This is a genomic window from Microbacterium sp. 22195 (genome assembly GCF_052056515.1).
Taxonomy (GTDB): Bacteria; Actinomycetota; Actinomycetes; order Actinomycetales; family Microbacteriaceae; genus Microbacterium.
Genome location: NZ_JBQEPE010000010.1, coordinates 22,223 through 37,643, shown reverse-complemented (window position 1 = coordinate 37,643; position 15,421 = coordinate 22,223). Strand labels below are relative to the sequence as shown.

Sequence of the window (15,421 nt, the reverse complement as noted above, 5' to 3'; positions counted from 1 at the left end):
CCCCCCCCCCCCCCCCCCCCCCCCCCCCCCCCCCCCCCCCCCCCCCCCCCCCACCTCTCTGCGTACGGCGCCCGTCAGACGCCCGGCGCAATCCAGGCGGTGGCCTCACCCGCGACGCAGCCGGAGCGCCTCGCGGTACGGTCGGCGTCAACCGCGCGGCATGCCGTCGAGCGCCGGAGCGCGGATATGCTCGCCCTCACATGCTGATTCGCCGAAAGCCGAGGTAAGACATGGAGGTCCTCATCATCATGCTTCCGATCCTTTACGTGGTGGTCGGCGCATGCGTCCTGTACGCGACCGTCCGGTTCGCCATCGTCCACGCCCTCAGACAGGCCCGAGGTGAGGAGCGGATCGAGCGGCGCCTGCCGAACGCAGCCACCTGGCTGGACGACGACGAACGTCGTCTGCTCGATGTGTCGAACGCCTCCCAGGACGGCACGCGCGCCGGCTAGTGCAGCCCGCCGTCGGGAGCTGTGACGCGCCAGGCGTGGAACGGGACCGTGAGTCCGGCGCGCGTGGGCGCGCAGATCATCGGCCCCGCCTCCGCCACCGCATCCGGCGGGAAGGGGACGACGCGGACCAGCTGGAGCTCGCCGCCGTCGACCGAGGCGCGGACGGTGAGCGCATCGCCTGCGCGGCTCACCCGGACGAGGATCCGACGGCCGAGCCAGTCGGGCACCGGGGCGAGCGACCAGTCGGACATGCCGTCGGTGACGACCGCCCCGAGCTGCGGGCGGCCGTCCGCGTACTCGACGCCGGCCTTGATCCAGTGGTCCTCGCGTGCCCGGATGAAGACGCCGGCCTGATCGAACTGCTCGGAGAATGCCGCCGTGAACTCGACCTCGATCGCGCTGTCCCGCGCGAACGGCGCCAGGAGCGCATGCTCGCTGTCGTGCACGAAGCCGTACGAGGTCGTGCGCCAGGCATCGCTGCCCTCCTGCGCCGTGACGAGCAGGTCGGTGCCGTCCTCGACGGCCGCGACCGGATCGTGCGTCCAGCGCCCGTCAGCCCAGGGGATGTCCATTCCTGCTCCTCCGATCAGATCCGTCGTGCCGCATCAGTCGACGAGCAGTGCCGGCTCCTCGAGGATGGACGCCACATCGGCGACGAAGCGGCTCATGCCGTCGCCGTCGACCACACGATGGTCGAACGACCCGGCGACCGTGGTCACCCAGCGCGGACGCACCTCGCCGTCGACGACCCACGGCTTCTGCGCGATGGTGCCCATGGCGATGATGCCCGCCTCGCCGGGGTTGATGATCGGGGTGCCCGCATCCATGCCGAACACGCCGATGTTCGTGATGGTGATCGTGCCGCCCTGCTGGTCGGCAGGCGTCGTCTTGCCCTCGCGCGCCGTGAGCGTCAGCCGGTTCAGGGCACGGGCGAGATCCTTCATGCCCAGGTCCTGCGCGTCCTTGATGTTCGGCACCAGCAGGCCGCGTGGCGTGGCCGCCGCAATGCCGAGGTTCACGTAGTGGCGCACCGAGATCTCGGCGCCGTCGGCCGTGTCCACCCAGGCGGCATTGACCATCGGAGTGCGGCGTGCGGCCCAGATGACGGCGCGGGCCATGATCAGCAGCGGGGAGACGCGGATGTCGGCGAAGTCGGGCGATGCCTTCAGACGCTTGACGAGCTCCATCGTGCGGGTGGCGTCGACCTCCTTCCACACCGTCACGTGCGGCGCGGAGTACGCGCTCTGCACCATGGCCGAGCTGGTCGCCTTGCGCACGCCCTTGACCGGGATCGACTCGGTGCGCCCTTCGTCTCGCTGCGCTCGCTCAGGAACCGGATTCAGCCCGCGGGCGAGGCCGACCGGGGCGGATGCCGGGGCGGGCACGGTCTCCTCGCGAACGTCGCCCCACTCGGGGGTCTGGATGTTGCGGAACACGCTGGCCTGCTCGGCGTGCTTCACGACGTCGTCGCGGGTGACCTCGCCGTCGGCGCCGGTGGGCGTGACCTCGGTCAGCTCGACCCCGAGGTCGCGCGCGAGCTTGCGGATCGGCGGCTTCGCGATCACGCCGACCGAGGAGCGCACAGGACGCTCGGCGGGCTTGCGCCTGCGGGAGGTCGCCCCTCCTCCGCTGCCGTAGCCGACGAGCACCGAGCCGCTGCCCTCATCCTGCGCGGGGGTGGCCGGCGCCGCAGGCGCGGCATCCGGAGCATCCGTGACGAAGGTGATGATCGGCGACCCGACCTCGACCGTGACGCCCTCGCCGACGAGGATCTCCCCGACCGTCCCGGCATGCGGGGAGGGCAGCTCGACGAGCGACTTGGCGGTCTCGATCTCGCAGATCACGTCGTTGATCGCCACGGTGTCGCCGGGCGCGACCTTCCAGGTGACGATCTCGGCCTCGGTGAGGCCCTCGCCGACGTCGGGAAGGGTGAAGGTCTGAGTGGTCATGGTGTGTCCTTCGTGCGACGGGTCAATAGGCCAGTGAGCGGTCGACAGCTTCGAGGATGCGGTCGGCGTCCGGCAGGTAGACGCCCTCGAGCTTGGCGGGCGGGAAGGGCGTGTCGAAGCCCGAGACGCGCAGCACCGGGGCTTCGAGGGCGTAGAACGCGCGCTCCTGCACGGTCGCGGCGATCTCGCTGCCCAGGCTCGTGAACCCGGGCGCCTCCTGCGCGTAGACCATGCGGCCGGTGGAGCGCACCGAGTCGAGGATGGGGCCGTAGTCCACCGGCGAGAGCGAGCGCACGTCGACGACCTCGCAGCTGGTCCCCTCGGCCTCGGCGAGCGCCGCCGCCTGCAGCAGCGTCGTGACCATCGCGCCGTGCCCGACGAGGGTGACGTCGGTGCCTCGGCGCACGATCCGCGAGGAGTGCAGCGGAAGGGCGGAGCCGGCGAGATCCACCTCGCCCTTGGGCCAGTACCGGCTCTTGGGCTCCATGAAGATCACCGGGTCGTCCGACGCGATGGCCTCCTGGATCATCCAGTACGCGTCGTTCGGCGTGGAGGGCGACACCACCCGCAGGCCGGGCGTGTGCGTGAAGTACGCCTCCGGGCTCTCCTGGTGGTGCTCGACGGCGCCGATGTGCCCGCCGTACGGGATGCGGATGACGATCGGCATCGACAGGGCACCCTCGTGACGGTTGGTCATCTTCGCGAGCTGCGAGGTGATCTGGTCGAAGGCGGGGAAGACGAAGCCGTCGAACTGGATCTCGCACACCGGGCGGAAGCCGGCCATGGCCAGGCCGATCGCCGTGCCGACGATGCCGGACTCGGCGAGGGGCGTGTCGAGCACACGCCGGTCGCCGAAGTCGCGCTGCAGGCCCTCGGTGACGCGGAAGACTCCGCCGAGCTTTCCGATGTCCTCGCCCATGAGCAGCACGCGCGGGTCGTCCTCGAGCGCCTTGCGCAGCCCGGCGTTGAGCGCCTTCGAGAAGGGCATGGTCTCCAGGGTCACAGGGCGCCTCCCTCGAACGATGCCTCGTACTGCTCCAGCCACGCCTTCTGCTCGGCGATCAGCGGATGCGGTTCGCTGTACACGTGGTCGAAGATCGCGCCGCGTCCCGGTGCGGGGAGCTCCACGGTGCGGGCACGCAGATCCTCGGCGGCATCCGCCGCCTCGGCATCCACCCCGGCGAAGAACGCCTCGCCGGCGCCGCGCCCCAGCAGGAACGCGCGCATGCGCGCGATCGGGTCGCGCTGCGCCCAGCGCTGCTCCTCGTCGGAGCCGCGGTACTTGGTGGGGTCGTCGCTGGTGGTGTGCGCGCCCATCCGGTAGGTGACCGCCTCGATCGCACGCGGACCGAGGCCGGCGCGCGACTCGTCGAGCAGGGCGCGGGAGACGGCGTAGCTGGCGAGCACGTCGTTGCCGTCGACGCGGACCGAGGGGATGCCGTAGCCGGCGCCGCGGCCGACGAGGGGCACCTTGGACTGGGTCTCGACGGGCACCGAGATCGCCCAGTGGTTGTTCTGCAGGAAGAACAGCACGGGCGCGTCGTAGCTGGCCGCGAACACCATCGCCTCGTGCACGTCGCCCTGGCTGGAGGCGCCGTCGCCGTAGTAGACGACGACGGCCTCGTCGCGCTCGGGGTCGCCGGAGCCGGTCTTGCCGTCGAAGGCGAGGCCCATGCCGTAGCCCGCGGCGTGCAGGGTCTGCGAGCCGAGCACCAGCGTGTAGATGCGGGTGTTGCCGTTCTTCGGGTCTGTCGGGTCCCAGCCGCCGTGCGAGAGGCCGCGCATCAGCTTGATGATGTCGACGGGGTCGACGCCGCGGATGCGGGTGACGACGTGCTCCCGGTAGGACGGGAAGATCGTGTCCTGTCGGCGCGCGGCGTGGGCGGAGCCGACCTGAGCGGCCTCCTGCCCGCGGCTCGGCGGCCAGAGGGCCAGTTGCCCCTGCCGCTGCAGGTTGGTGGCCTGGGTGTCGATGGCGCGGATGATCACCATGTCGCGGTAGAACTGCTCGAGCTCGGCGTCGGTCAGGGCGTCGATGAGCGGCAGGTACTGCTCGGATGCCGGCGACGGAGCGAATGATCCATCCGCTTCCAGGACGCGAACGAGGGGTGTTTCGGTCGTGGTCACGGCTCCACGCTACCCACGTCGGCATGCCCCGTCACGCATAGTTCGGGGGCCCTAGTAAGTGGCCGGGATCTGGATAAATGCTCGCGCTCAGCGCCCGTGCGCCTGCGCGAGCCTCTCGAGAGCCGCGGCGATCGCGTGGCGCGGGGCGGCGAGGTTCATGCGCTCGAAGCCCTCGCCCTCGGGGCCGAACATGGCGCCCTCGTCGAAGAACACCAGTGCCTCCTGCTCGTGGATGCGCTTGAGCTCCTCGTGCGTGCAGTCCAGCGCACGGAAGTCCATCCACTGCAGGTACGTGCCCTCCAGGTCGTAGACGGTCACCTCGGGCATCCGCTCGGCCAGGAACGACCGCACCAGCTCGTGGTTGCCGTGCACCAGGTCGATGAGGCCGTCGAGCCAGCCCGCCGCCTTCGTGTACGCCAGCCGGCACGCCTGGAAGCCCAGGGCGTTCAGCGTGAAGAAGCCGGTGCGGCTCTGCTCGGCGGCGTACTTCTCGCGCAGCTCGGGGTTCGGGATGACGATGTTGCTCGTCGCCATGCCTGCGAGGTTGAAGGTCTTGCTCGGTGCGGTGCACACGATCGTGCGCGCGGCGGCATCCTCGTTCAGCGTGGAGAAGACGGTGTGCTGGATGCCCGGCATCAGCAGGTCGAAGTGGATCTCGTCGCTGATGACGGTGAGGTCGTGGTCGCGGGCGATGCGCCAGATGGCCTCCAGCTCCTCGCGCTCCCACACCCGGCCGGTGGGGTTGTGCGGGCTGCAGAACAGCAGCGCGGTGGTGCGCGGGTCGGCGGCCTTCGCGGCGAGGTCATCGAGATCGAAGCGCCAGCGGCCGTCCTGCTGCACGAGCGGGTTGCGCACGACGACGCGGTCGTTCCCCTCGATCGCGCCGAAGAACGGGTAATACGCGGGTGTCTGCACGATCACGCCGTCGCCGGGCGCCGTCACGGCCCGCACGGCGGTGTTGAATGCGGGGACCACGCCCGGCGCCAGCACGATCTGCTCGCGATCGACCGCCCAGCCATGCCGCTGCCGGAACCATCCGGTCACGGCATCCCAGTAGTCGTCGGTCGCGACGGTGTAGCCGAGAACGACGTCGCCGAGGTGGTCGCGCAGCCCGTCCAGGATCTCGGGGGCGAGCTTCAGGTCGATGTCGGCGACCGAGAACGGCGAGATGCCCGCGGGCACATCGGGATTCGCCGTCAGCATGTGCTGCCACTTGGACGCACCCGTTCCGGTGCGGTCGACGACCGTCTCGAAGTCGTAGGTCATGCACGCACCTGCGCCGCAGCCACGGCGAGCACCTTGTCGAGCGATTCCTCCTCGCCGACGGAGATGCGGATGCCGTCGCCGGAGAACGGCCGCACGATCAGGTCGGCGGCGTCGAAGGCGGCGGCGACCTCGTCGGTGCGCTCACCGGAGGGCAGCCACACGAAGTTGGCCTGGCTGTCCGGCGCGTCCCAGCCCTGCGCACGCAGGCCTGCGATCAGGCGGGTGCGGCGCTCGACGATCACGGAGACGCGCTCGCGCAGCTCCGCCTCGGCGTCGAGGCTGGCGATGGCGGCGCGCTCGGCGGCGCTGGTGACCGACAGCGGGATGCCGGTGGTGCGGGCCGCGTCGAGCACGCGCGGGTGGCCGATCGCGTAGCCGACGCGCAGGCCGGCGAGGCCGAACGCCTTGGAGAAGGTGCGCAGCACGACCACGTTCGGGTGCTTCTCGAACACGCGCTCGGCGAGGCCGTCGACGGCATCCGGAGCGGTGACGAACTCGGCATAGGCCTCGTCGAGGATGATCAGCACGTCCTGCGGCACCCGCTCGACGAACGCGGCGAACTCGGCGCTCGTGACGATCGGGCCGGTCGGGTTGTTCGGCGTGCAGACGATGATCACGCGGGTGCGGTCGGTGACGGCATCCGCCATCGCGTCGAGGTCGTGGCGTGCCCCGGGTGCGAGCGGGACTTGGATGCCGGTGGCGCCGGCCACCAGCGGAAGGCTGGGGTACGCCTCGAAGGAGCGCCAGGCGTAGATGACCTCGTCGCCGACCGACGAGGTGCCGAGCACCAGCTGGTGCAGGATCGAGACGGAGCCGGATGCCACGTGCACGGCGTCGGCGTCGACGCCGAACTTCTCGCCCAGACGGGCGCGCAGCGCCCCGGCGGTCGCGTCGGGGTAGCGGTTGATCGGCGTGGTGTGCGTGAGCGCCTCGAGCACCGACGGCAGCGGCTCGAAGGGGTTCTCGTTGCTGGAGAGCTTGAACGCGTTCGCGCCCGCCTGCTTGCCCTGGCGGTACGGCGGCAGGGCGGCGATCTCGGGGCGGATGCGGGGCAGGATGGGCTCGGTCACGGAATCAGTCTAAGGAGGCGGAACCGGGCGCGGGAACGGCCGGTCATGCCGTGACCCCGCGGCGTCCTCGCAGTCGCTAGACAACCGGCTCCCCACCGCCCGCCGTCCCGTGGGAGACTGTGCAGACCATGCGATTCATCATCCGCGTCGTCATCAACGCCTTCGCCATCTGGGTGGTCACGCTGATTCCCGTGCTGGGAGTCGTCGTGCGGCCGTTCGCGCCGGGCGAGACCCTTCAGCTGGTGCTGACCCTGCTCGCCGTGGCGGCGATCTTCGCCCTGGTGAACTCGATCATCGGCACGATCATCAAGGTCGTCGCTTTCCCGCTCTACATCCTCACGCTGGGCCTCATCTCGTTCATCGTGAACGGCTTCCTGCTGTGGCTGACCGCCTGGATCACCAGCGGCTTCGGCTGGGGGCTGAGCATCGAGTCGTTCTGGTGGGGTGTGGTCGCGGCGATCATCATCTCGATCATCAACGCCGTCTTCGGCGCGATCCTGCGCCCGCAGAAGAAGCGCCCGCGCAGCTGACGCGTGACCGCGCAGCGGATGCCCGTCACGGGCGCACCGCGGTGTAGTCGATGAGCTCCACTGACTCCAGTTCCCGGTGCTGGGCGGCGAGGTGCTCGTTGTACGGATCGAACCGCACATCGTTCGTCTTCATCGCCTCGTCCACCGTCTCCTTGTAGTTGTCGAGGAAGTGCGCGTCGAGGGAGTTGCCCAGCGGCCCCTGCGAGCCCTGCCGGGTGATCGTGAAGCTGTCGGACGACCCCGTGCCACCGAACGAACCGCCACCGCTGAGTCCGCCGCCGACGAGGTCGTCGGGGTGTGTCACCTCCAGCAGCATCTGATCGTCCCGCAGCGACATCTGGCTGGGGTCGGCCACCGCGACGACGACCTTCGTCTCATAGGGCCCGTTCATCGCGAGGTCGTTGGTGGCGAGACCGCCCTGGGAGTAGGTCACGAAGTCGACGCGGTCGCCCGGTTCGGCGCCGGCTTCCTCCAGCGCGGCCGACAGCGCTGCGGATGACGCGGACTTCTCGCGATCGATGTACAGATCCCAGTTCGAGCCCATGTCCCAGGGCTGCTTCGTGCCGGGAACGACCGTTTTCGTCCCTGCGACATAGGCGGTGTACTCGACGCGCCCGCCCGTGTACGTGCGCTTCTCGATTCTGACCTGCGCATCGCCCTGCGGAATGCGGGCGAGCACCTGCCCGAGGTCCCGCGGAACGGTCGCGCCGCTCACACGAGCGGACTCGGTGACCGTCACGGGCGGCGCGGTTCCCTTGAGCGTCGTCCCGAACGGTGTCGTGCCCTTGCCGTTCATCAGTCCGCTTGCGACGACCCCCGCCACGATCGGGAGCAGGATGCCCGACGCCCAGATGCCGGACTGCAGCATCTTCTCGACCGGATGCTCCCCCAGTCCCTCCAACCGGGCATCCGCCCACTTCCGAACGACCTCATCCGCCATGCCGGCGATCCGCGGGTCCGAGCTCAGCAGGACGTCGACCCGCTCCTGCAGGGCGAGCGCCTGATCCGGATGGTTGACGGCGAGCGCCTGCTGCCTGGCACGCAGCTCGGCGAGCTCGAACACATCCGCCATCAGCTGAGTCGACACCGCCGTCTCGGCCGCATGGTCGGCCACCTGCTGCAGGCGACCGGCGTGCGAATGGAGATCCGCCGGCTGCACCCGCAGGGAGGGTCCGTGTATCCCGCTCAGCATGTGCGCCGCGTCCCTGACGGCATCCGCCGATCGACCCACCTCACCCGCGAGCAGCGCCAGGCGCTGCCCCACAGCGCGGAACGCGCCGGAGTCGACGTCGATCGCCCCTCCGGAACCGATGCTCACCCCGTCGCCCATCACATCACCTCCCGTGCGATACGACTCCGCAGGAGCATCAGCTGCGTGTGCTCCCACGTGAGGGTTCGATGCACCTCGTCCAGCACGAGGCGCAGCGCCCGGACGCCCTGGTTCTCCCACCGCGCGTCGTCGACGAGCCGCCCCGCCTCCACCGCGGCATCGCCCACCGCCTCCGCCGCGTCGTCGAGAAGCCTGAGCGCCGAGAACGCCGCCCACAGGTCTTCGCCTGCCAGGCCTTCGGCCGCTGTGATCGTCTGCATGCCTCCAGAGTGCGCGCCCGGAGGCATCCGCCCGCCCCGGAATCCCGCCCGCTGTGGACAACTCCCCATGAACGGCGATTGGGGACGGAAGTCGATACCGGCAGAATGGACGCATGACCGACTCGGATCCCTTCCGCGTCATCTTCGTCTGCACGGGCAACATCTGCCGATCCCCGATGGCCGAGGTGGTGCTCCGCGCGCTCGCCGAGCAGCGTGGGCTCGGCACGCGCGTGCTCTCCCGCAGCGCAGGCACCGGCGACTGGCACCTCGGCGAGCGCGCCGACCAGCGCACCCTGGAGTCCCTCTCCCGACGCGGCTACGACGGCTCGGCCCATCGGGCGAAGCAGTTCAGCGCGGCATCCTTCGCCGAGAACGACCTGATCGTGGCCCTCGACCGCACGCATGAGCGCATCCTCAAGGCCTGGGCGCGCACCGACGACGACGAGGGCAAGGTCACCCTGCTGCGCGCCTTCGACCCGCACGCCTCCAGCATGGACGTGCCCGACCCGTACTACGCCGGCCCGGCGATGTTCGATTCGGTGCTGGCTATGATTGAGACCGCGACGCGTGGCCTCTTCTCGCAGCTCGAACCGGCTGTGCGCGCCCCTCGTACGACGCTCCGCCCGCTGCGGAGCCCCGATCAGGAGGACCTCCCCTGACTTCTCAGCCCGCTCTCCCGCCCCAGCCGCTCAGCCCCCTGGACGGCCGGTACCGCGCCTCCGTCTCCGGGCTCGCCGACTTCCTCTCCGAGGCCGGGCTCAACCGCGCCCGCGTCGAGGTCGAGGTCGAGTGGCTGATCGCCCTCACCGACCGCTCGCTGTTCGGCACGTCTCCCCTGTCGGATGCCGACAAGGAGCGCCTGCGTGCACTGTACCGCGACTTCGGGCAGGCCGAGATCGACTGGCTCGCCGAGAAGGAGGCCGTCACCCGTCACGATGTGAAGGCCGTCGAGTACCTGGTGCGCGACCGGCTGGCGACGCTGGGCCTGGACGCCATCGCCGAGCTCACGCACTTCGCCTGCACCAGCGAGGACATCAACTCCGCCTCGTACGCGCTGACCGTCAAGCGCGCGGTCGAGGGCGTGTGGCTGCCCGCACTGGACTCCGTGATCGCCAAGCTCCGCGAGCTGGCCGTGGAGCACGCGGATGCCGCGATGCTCTCCCGCACGCATGGGCAGCCGGCCACCCCTTCGACCATGGGCAAGGAGCTCGCCGTCTTCGCCTGGCGCCTGGAGCGCGTGCGCGGCCGCATCGCAGCATCCGAGTACCTGGCGAAGTTCTCCGGCGCGACCGGCACCTGGTCGGCGCATCTCTCCGCCGACCCCGACGCCGACTGGCCGACGATCTCCCGCGAGTACATCGAGGGCCTCGGCATCGACTTCAACGTGCTCACCACGCAGATCGAGTCGCACGACTGGCAGGTCGAGCTCTACGACCACGTGCGTCACGCCGGCGGCATCCTGCACAACCTCGCCACCGACATCTGGACGTACATCTCGCTGGGCTACTTCGCGCAGATCCCCGTCGCCGGCGCGACCGGGTCGTCGACCATGCCGCACAAGATCAACCCGATCCGCTTCGAGAACGCGGAGGCGAACCTCGAGCTGTCGGGCGCGCTGCTGAACTCGCTGTCGCAGACCCTGGTCACCTCGCGGATGCAGCGCGACCTGACCGACTCGACCACGCAGCGCAACATCGGCGTCGCGTTCGGGCACTCGCTGCTCGCGCTCGACAACCTCCGCCGCGGCCTGGATGCGATCTCCCTGTCGCGCGACGTTCTGCTGGACGACCTCGACCACAACTGGGAGGTCCTCGCCGAGGCCATCCAGACGGTGATCCGTGCGGAGGTCGTCGCCGGCCGCTCCACCATCACCGACCCCTACGCCCTGCTGAAGGACCTCACCCGCGGACACCGCGTGGGAGCGGCCGAGCTGGCGGAGTTCGTCGAGAAGCTGGAGATCGGGGATGCCGCGAAGCAGCGCCTGCTCGCGCTGACCCCGGCCACCTACACCGGCATCGCCGAGCAGCTCGCGCGCTGAGTCCGAGCCGATGCGCTCCTTCGAGGTCAACGCGGCACGGCTTCCGCAGACGCGCATCGGAAGCCGGTACGCCGTCGCGCAGGTCGACGACTTCCTCGATGAAGCGGCCGCCGCGCTGACGTGCTGGGAGGGCGGCACGCCGTCCGCTCTGCACGCCGACGACATCGTGCACAAGGAGTTCCGGTCGGTCGCCTTCTTCGGCGCGGGGTATGACGCGGATGCCGTGGACGACCTGCTCGACCGGGTCGCAGTACAGCTGCGAGAGTACGAGCCCGGCGCACAGCTGCGGGCCGAGCAGGAGCGGCACGACGAGCGCGAGGTGCGCGGGATGCTCGAGAAGGCGCAGCAGGAGCTCCGCGAGAAGCGCGGCGAGGCCTGACGTACGCTGCACGCGCGGCATGGGTCAGAAACGCATCCCCGCTCGCAGGCCGGATCAGAAATGCACCCCTGCGCGCGATGGCGGGAGCATTTCTGATCCACGCCGCGTCCTCCGCACGGCTCAGGCGTCGACGGGCACCGGATCCCGCGGCATGAACAGCAGGGCGACGAGCGTGATGGCGGCCGTGACCGCAGCGCCGACGAACACCCAGGTGGATGCGGCGATGATCGTCGCCGGATCCTGAGGGCCCGCGCCCTGCGCGATGACGGCGTTCGAGATCGCACCGAGCACCGCCACCCCGACCGCGCTGCCCGCCGAGCGGGCGAAGGTGTTCATGCCGGTGACGGCGCCGCGCTCGCCCCAGCCGACCGACGCCTGCGCGGCGATCAGCACCGGAGCGGACGCCCAGCCCAGCCCGAAGCCGAGCACGAACGCGATGCCCGCGAGCAGGTACACGTTCGGCCAGGGCCCGCTGACCGCCAGCCCGATCGCCGCGATCGTGGCCGTGCACATGCCGATCAGGGCGGTGCGGCGGAATCCGATGCGCAGGTACAGGTGCCCGACATTCGCCGCGGCGAGCGGCCAGCCCAGCGTGAGAGCCGCGACGGCGAGTCCGGAGAGCAGCGGCGCGATGCCGAGCGAGCCCTCCAGATAGGCGGGCGCGAAGCTCGTGACGCCGATCAGCAGCGCCCCGATCCCGAACGACACGATCGTGGTGCTGAGGATCAGGCGTCGTCCGATCAGGGAGAAGTCGATGATCGGCTCGGATGCCCGGCGCTCCACGAACGCGAAGATCACCAGCGCCACCGCTCCCCCGCCGAAGCAGATCGCGCTCGGCGCCGAGATCCAGGCCCACGCACTGTCGCCCTCGAGCAGCCCCAGGATGATGCCGGTGAGTCCGACCGTGAGCAGCGCGGCGCCGCCGAAGTCGATGCGGTGCCGATGGGGCTGCTTCTCCTCGTGGTAGCGGCGCACCAGCATCCATCCGGCGAGCGCGCACAGCGGGATGTTCACGAAGAAGATCCACCGCCAGGCGTCCAGCTGGGCGAAGATGCCGCCGAGTGCGGGTCCCACGACCGAGGCGATGGCCCACACGCTCGCCAGGTAGCCCTGCACCTTGGCGCGCTCGGGGACCGTGTAGATGTCGCCCACGATCGTCATCGACATGGGTCCGACCGCGCCGGCGCCCAGTCCCTGCACGATGCGGAAGATGATGAGCCACAGCATGCTGCCGGCGAATCCGCACAGCACGGAGCCGAGCAGGAACAGCGCGATGCCGAGCAGGATGATCGGCTTGCGCCCGATCATGTCGGCGAACTTCGCATAGATCGGCACGCTCACCGCCTGCGCGAGGAGGTAGACCGAGAACAGCCACGGGAACTGCGTGTACCCGCCGAGATCGCGCACGATGCTGGGCACCGCGGTGGCGAGGATGGTCGCATCGATCGCGATGAGCCCGGTGGCGAGCATGAGCGCGCCGAGGATGGGGCCGCGCTCGGATCGCAGTCCGACTGTGGCGCGATCGACAGAGGCGGTCATAACAGGGTCAAGTCTGCCCCCATGCCCGGTATTCCCGCGTCCGCTTCCGGGAACTCGTCGAGCGCACCGGTTGGCGACGAGTGCACCAGTTGCCTGCGCGGACAAGTGGTGCACTCGTCGGGATCCGGTGCACTCGGTCGCGGATGCGGCGGCGGCACGCGCTCTGGCGCATCGTCACGGACTCGGGGATGCTGGAGGGATCGGATGCGAGGAGGCGGCCATGCGCAAGGATCACCGCTCCGCACGCCTCACCGCCGCGATCGCGGGCATCGCCGCGGTGCTCGCCTTGGCCGGCTGCACGGCGTCATCGACGCCGTCGCCGTCGCAGTCGGAAGGCACGAGCGTCCTGGGCTCAGGGCTGGAGGCGCCCTGGTCGATCGTGGTGCTCGACGACGGCGGCGCCCTCATCTCGCAGCGCGGCGACGGCGAGGTGCTCGAGGTCACCGCCTCCCGCGAACTGCGCACGGCGGGCACCGTGCCCGGCGTCGTGTCCGGCGGCGAGGCGGGGTTGAACGGCCTGGCGGTGCGGGAGATCGACGGCATCCGCTGGCTCTACGCGTACCACGCGACGGAGGACGACAATCGGGTGGTGCGGATGCCGCTCACCGGGAAGGCGGGATCTCTCAGCCTGGACACCGGCCGGGTCGAGGACGTGGTCACCGGCATCCCGCGAGCGGCCAACCACGACGGCGGACGCATCGCGTTCGGTCCGGACGGGATGCTGTACATCGGCACCGGCGACGCCGGCCGGCGCGAGCGCGCCCGGGACCGCGCCTACCTCGGCGGCAAGATCCTGCGGGTCACGCCCGACGGCGAGCCCGCACCCGGGAACCCGTTCGGCACCGCGGTGTACTCGCTCGGTCACCGCAACGTGCAGGGTCTCGCCTGGGACGACACGGGAACCCTCTGGGCGAGCGAGTTCGGACAGGACACCTGGGACGAGCTGAACCGCATCGAGGCGGGCGGCGACTACGGCTGGCCCGACCATGAGGGCAAGGCGGGCGCCGCGGATGCCATCGACCCGGTCGCCGTGTGGAAGCCGGCGGATGCCAGCCCCAGCGGCATCGCGATGGTGGACGGCACGCTGTTCATCGCCGCCCTCCGCGGGGAACGGGTCTGGTCGTTCGACCCCTCGCATCCGGACACCGAGCCCTGGCGGGCGAGGTTTACCGAGGAGTACGGGCGCGTGCGCGACGTCGCCGCGGGTCCGGGCGGCAGGCTCTGGCTGCTTACGAACAACACCGACGGGCGGGGTCAGCCGCGCGAGGGCGATGACCGGCTCGTGCAGCCGGACTTCGTCGAGGGCTGAGCCTCAGGCGCCGGAGGGGTCGGGCCTCTCGGTGCCGTCGATCCCGGCATCCGCCACCGCATCGCCCCCGCGGGACTTCTTCTGCTTGGGGTCGAGGAGCACCGGCTTGTCGATGGTCTTGGTGACGTCGGCAGGGTTGACGGCGAGCATCAGCATCGCGAGCACCAGCAGCGTCACGATGAAGCAGATCCCGCCCACGACGAGGCCGAGGGTGAACGGCGGCAGGTCCTTGTACGTGCCGTTCGCGATGGCGCTGTTCACGCGCGCGGTGAATCCGCCAGTGGAGAAGATCGTGACCAGCGCCGCGAAGACGCCGCACGCCAGGGCGATGCCCAGCAGGTGCAGGGGGCGCAGGATCTCGCGTCGCGTCGGCTTCTGGTCGGTCATGCGTGTCCTCCATGGTCGGCCAGACGGTCCGCGTCGGTGCCGGTCTCGGCATCCGCCGTCTTCTTCGCCCCCGGGGTGAGCCCCGCGATGCCGAGGAAGACCGCGACGATGGCGGCATAGCCGCCGAACAGCCCCACGCCGATGATGATGCTGGTCAGAGTAGAGGTGACGCCGCCGGCGAGCACCGACTCCTGCACGAATCCGGCCGGCACCAGCGCCAGCAGCAGAGCGAGGAGCAGCCCGAGTCCGCCGACGAGCACCGCATCGCGGGCGCCATCGGTGCCCTTCGAGCGGATGCCGGCGATGAGCTCGACGAATCCGGTGGCCGCAGCCCAGGCGATCACGAGGGTGAAGAACAGGCCCTCCGAGCGCAGCCCCGGAATGCCCCCGAACATGCCCGCCGCGAACGACACAGCAGCGATGATGACGGACGGCCAGCGGTGGCCGCTGGGGTGCACGATGATCGCCGCCAGCAGCTGCACGAGGCCCGTGGAGAGCGCGAATCCGGCGAACACCGCCAGCCCGACGGCAGCCGAATGGTCGGGCGAGAAGGTGATCATGACGGCGGCCACAGCCGCCAGGGCGGCACGGGTCAGCTGCACGTTGCGTGCAGTGAAAGTGCGGGTGGCGGCGGGCATGACAGTCCTCGGATCGGTGACCCTGCCAGTCTACGCCGGGAGGCTATGAGCCCACCCGTCGCACGGGCCGGGCGGACCGGGCACTCCCCTGTCGCGCTTCGGCATTCTGCTCTGGGCGGAAGAGGTGGATCCCCGGCGGCCGCCGTG

The 15,421-nt window shown here is 70.3% G+C and carries 17 protein-coding genes; 6 read left to right on the top strand and 11 right to left on the bottom strand.

Features of this window, described 5'->3' with window-relative positions:
* Positions 1–230 precede the first annotated feature (230 nt).
* Positions 231–452 carry a hypothetical protein gene (locus ACTJJ4_RS18380; protein WP_440944666.1) on the top strand — a complete coding sequence of 74 codons (222 nt, stop codon included), beginning with the start codon at positions 231–233 and terminating at the stop codon, positions 450–452.
* Here ACTJJ4_RS18380 and ACTJJ4_RS18375 read toward each other — a convergent pair.
* From ACTJJ4_RS18375 to ACTJJ4_RS18350, 6 genes are all read right to left on the bottom strand, one after another.
* Positions 449–1,024 (bottom strand): DUF1349 domain-containing protein, encoded by a 576-nt coding sequence (locus tag ACTJJ4_RS18375; RefSeq protein WP_440944665.1) that lies wholly within the window; start codon positions 1,022–1,024, stop codon positions 449–451. The genes ACTJJ4_RS18380 and ACTJJ4_RS18375 overlap by 4 nt on opposite strands.
* Before the next feature lie 33 nt (positions 1,025–1,057).
* Positions 1,058–2,401: a dihydrolipoamide acetyltransferase family protein gene (locus ACTJJ4_RS18370; RefSeq protein ID WP_440944664.1), complete on the bottom strand. Its 1,344-nt coding sequence runs from the start codon at positions 2,399–2,401 to the stop codon at positions 1,058–1,060.
* A 22-nt stretch (positions 2,402–2,423) separates the two neighbouring features.
* Entirely contained in the window at positions 2,424–3,389 is a 966-nt protein-coding gene (locus ACTJJ4_RS18365) for an alpha-ketoacid dehydrogenase subunit beta (protein ID WP_440944667.1), read from the bottom strand.
* An 11-nt stretch (positions 3,390–3,400) separates the two neighbouring features.
* Positions 3,401–4,528, bottom strand: a complete 1,128-nt coding sequence (locus ACTJJ4_RS18360) for a thiamine pyrophosphate-dependent dehydrogenase E1 component subunit alpha (RefSeq protein WP_440944663.1) — start codon at positions 4,526–4,528, stop codon at positions 3,401–3,403.
* Between the two features lie 87 nt (positions 4,529–4,615).
* A complete protein-coding gene (locus tag ACTJJ4_RS18355; RefSeq protein ID WP_440944662.1) occupies positions 4,616–5,794 on the bottom strand; it encodes a MalY/PatB family protein in 1,179 nt (392 codons plus the stop codon).
* Positions 5,791–6,864, bottom strand: coding sequence for a histidinol-phosphate transaminase (locus tag ACTJJ4_RS18350; RefSeq protein ID WP_440944661.1), 1,074 nt, complete (start codon positions 6,862–6,864; stop codon positions 5,791–5,793). The genes ACTJJ4_RS18355 and ACTJJ4_RS18350 overlap by 4 nt, the downstream gene beginning before the upstream one ends.
* 128 nt (positions 6,865–6,992) lie before the next feature.
* Between ACTJJ4_RS18350 and ACTJJ4_RS18345 the strand changes: the two genes are divergently transcribed.
* A complete protein-coding gene (locus ACTJJ4_RS18345) occupies positions 6,993–7,394 on the top strand; it encodes a phage holin family protein (RefSeq protein ID WP_440944660.1) in 402 nt (133 codons plus the stop codon).
* 25 nt (positions 7,395–7,419) lie between these two features.
* Here ACTJJ4_RS18345 and ACTJJ4_RS18340 read toward each other — a convergent pair whose 3' ends face one another.
* Together ACTJJ4_RS18340 and ACTJJ4_RS18335 are read right to left on the bottom strand one after the other, a co-directional pair.
* Positions 7,420–8,724, bottom strand: coding sequence for a hypothetical protein (locus ACTJJ4_RS18340; RefSeq protein ID WP_440944659.1), 1,305 nt, complete (start codon positions 8,722–8,724; stop codon positions 7,420–7,422).
* Positions 8,724–8,984 (bottom strand): hypothetical protein, encoded by a 261-nt coding sequence (locus tag ACTJJ4_RS18335; protein ID WP_440944658.1) that lies wholly within the window; start codon positions 8,982–8,984, stop codon positions 8,724–8,726. The genes ACTJJ4_RS18340 and ACTJJ4_RS18335 overlap by 1 nt, the downstream gene beginning before the upstream one ends.
* 113 nt (positions 8,985–9,097) lie before the next feature.
* On the opposite strand from ACTJJ4_RS18335, the gene ACTJJ4_RS18330 reads away from it, so the two are divergent.
* The 3 genes from ACTJJ4_RS18330 to ACTJJ4_RS18320 are packed head-to-tail and all read left to right on the top strand — an operon-like array spanning position 9,098 to position 11,401.
* Complete coding sequence (locus ACTJJ4_RS18330) at positions 9,098–9,643, top strand: low molecular weight protein-tyrosine-phosphatase (RefSeq protein ID WP_285638433.1); 546 nt, start codon at positions 9,098–9,100, stop codon at positions 9,641–9,643.
* Complete coding sequence (purB, locus tag ACTJJ4_RS18325; RefSeq protein WP_292704190.1) at positions 9,640–11,022, top strand: adenylosuccinate lyase; 1,383 nt, start codon at positions 9,640–9,642, stop codon at positions 11,020–11,022. The genes ACTJJ4_RS18330 and purB overlap by 4 nt, the downstream gene beginning before the upstream one ends.
* A 10-nt stretch (positions 11,023–11,032) precedes the next feature.
* Entirely contained in the window at positions 11,033–11,401 is a 369-nt protein-coding gene (locus ACTJJ4_RS18320) for a DivIVA domain-containing protein (RefSeq protein WP_440944657.1), read from the top strand.
* A gap of 120 nt (positions 11,402–11,521) precedes the next feature.
* Here the strand turns inward: ACTJJ4_RS18320 and ACTJJ4_RS18315 are convergent, their stop codons facing one another.
* The gene (locus ACTJJ4_RS18315) at positions 11,522–12,940 is read right to left on the bottom strand and encodes an MFS transporter (protein WP_440944656.1); all 1,419 of its coding nucleotides are present in this window, start codon (positions 12,938–12,940) and stop codon (positions 11,522–11,524) included.
* A 220-nt stretch (positions 12,941–13,160) separates the two neighbouring features.
* Between ACTJJ4_RS18315 and ACTJJ4_RS18310 the strand changes: the two genes are divergently transcribed.
* Positions 13,161–14,249 (top strand): PQQ-dependent sugar dehydrogenase, encoded by a 1,089-nt coding sequence (locus tag ACTJJ4_RS18310; protein ID WP_440944655.1) that lies wholly within the window; start codon positions 13,161–13,163, stop codon positions 14,247–14,249.
* Between the two features lie 3 nt (positions 14,250–14,252).
* Here the strand turns inward: ACTJJ4_RS18310 and ACTJJ4_RS18305 are convergent, their stop codons facing one another.
* Positions 14,253–14,636 carry a hypothetical protein gene (locus ACTJJ4_RS18305; protein ID WP_440944654.1) on the bottom strand — a complete coding sequence of 128 codons (384 nt, stop codon included), beginning with the start codon at positions 14,634–14,636 and terminating at the stop codon, positions 14,253–14,255.
* On the bottom strand, positions 14,633–15,274 hold the full coding sequence (locus tag ACTJJ4_RS18300) for an acyl-CoA synthetase (RefSeq protein WP_440944653.1): 642 nt from the start codon (positions 15,272–15,274) through the stop codon (positions 14,633–14,635). Before ACTJJ4_RS18300 ends, ACTJJ4_RS18305 begins: the two co-directional genes overlap by 4 nt.
* Positions 15,275–15,421: the final 147 nt, after the last annotated feature.

Coding starts and splice junctions, on each gene's coding strand:
- ACTJJ4_RS18315 (WP_440944656.1), bottom strand. CDS start 12,940: ATGACCGCCTCTGTCGATCGCGCCACAGTCGGACTGCGATCCGAGCGC.
- ACTJJ4_RS18305 (WP_440944654.1), bottom strand. CDS start 14,636: ATGACCGACCAGAAGCCGACGCGACGCGAGATCCTGCGCCCCCTGCAC.
- ACTJJ4_RS18300 (WP_440944653.1), bottom strand. CDS start 15,274: ATGCCCGCCGCCACCCGCACTTTCACTGCACGCAACGTGCAGCTGACC.
- ACTJJ4_RS18345 (WP_440944660.1), top strand. CDS start 6,993: ATGCGATTCATCATCCGCGTCGTCATCAACGCCTTCGCCATCTGGGTG.
- ACTJJ4_RS18365 (WP_440944667.1), bottom strand. CDS start 3,389: ATGCCCTTCTCGAAGGCGCTCAACGCCGGGCTGCGCAAGGCGCTCGAG.
- ACTJJ4_RS18370 (WP_440944664.1), bottom strand. CDS start 2,401: ATGACCACTCAGACCTTCACCCTTCCCGACGTCGGCGAGGGCCTCACC.
- ACTJJ4_RS18335 (WP_440944658.1), bottom strand. CDS start 8,984: ATGCAGACGATCACAGCGGCCGAAGGCCTGGCAGGCGAAGACCTGTGG.
- ACTJJ4_RS18340 (WP_440944659.1), bottom strand. CDS start 8,724: ATGGGCGACGGGGTGAGCATCGGTTCCGGAGGGGCGATCGACGTCGAC.
- ACTJJ4_RS18320 (WP_440944657.1), top strand. CDS start 11,033: ATGCGCTCCTTCGAGGTCAACGCGGCACGGCTTCCGCAGACGCGCATC.
- ACTJJ4_RS18380 (WP_440944666.1), top strand. CDS start 231: ATGGAGGTCCTCATCATCATGCTTCCGATCCTTTACGTGGTGGTCGGC.
- ACTJJ4_RS18375 (WP_440944665.1), bottom strand. CDS start 1,024: ATGGACATCCCCTGGGCTGACGGGCGCTGGACGCACGATCCGGTCGCG.
- ACTJJ4_RS18355 (WP_440944662.1), bottom strand. CDS start 5,794: ATGACCTACGACTTCGAGACGGTCGTCGACCGCACCGGAACGGGTGCG.
- ACTJJ4_RS18330 (WP_285638433.1), top strand. CDS start 9,098: ATGACCGACTCGGATCCCTTCCGCGTCATCTTCGTCTGCACGGGCAAC.
- ACTJJ4_RS18310 (WP_440944655.1), top strand. CDS start 13,161: ATGCGCAAGGATCACCGCTCCGCACGCCTCACCGCCGCGATCGCGGGC.